The organism is Alishewanella sp. WH16-1, assembly GCF_001441695.1.
GTDB classification, from domain to species: Bacteria; Pseudomonadota; Gammaproteobacteria; order Enterobacterales; family Alteromonadaceae; genus Alishewanella; species Alishewanella agri.
In genome coordinates, this window is sequence record NZ_LCWL01000004.1 from 1 (window position 1) to 303 (window position 303).

1 protein-coding gene is annotated in these 303 nt (G+C 46.5%); it reads right to left on the reverse strand.

Features of this window, described 5'->3' with window-relative positions; all coding sequences use genetic code 11:
* A partial coding sequence (locus AAY72_RS00930) for a transposase (protein ID WP_156411254.1) occupies positions 1 to 303 on the reverse strand: 303 nt, incomplete at both ends.

A 303-nucleotide genomic window follows, 5' to 3' on the forward strand; every position in this document is an offset into this window, starting at 1 on the left:
CTACTGAGCGGTAATGTTTTAACCGCGCAAACACGTTCTCTACTAAATGACGATATTTGTACAAACACCAATCAATATCGCCATTTCCAATTTTTGAATTACGTTTACGCGGTATCGTCGGGACGCCATTTTTCGCTCGGATGTGCTCCCTGACTTTCTCACTGTCATAGCCCCGGTCTGCGATAACATGCTCGGCATCAGGCAGTTGTTCAAGTAGCTCTATAGCCGCTTTGCTGTCGTGAACTTCACCGCCTGTCACGATAAAATCTACAGGCAAGCCAGAACTATCCACTGCCATATGGA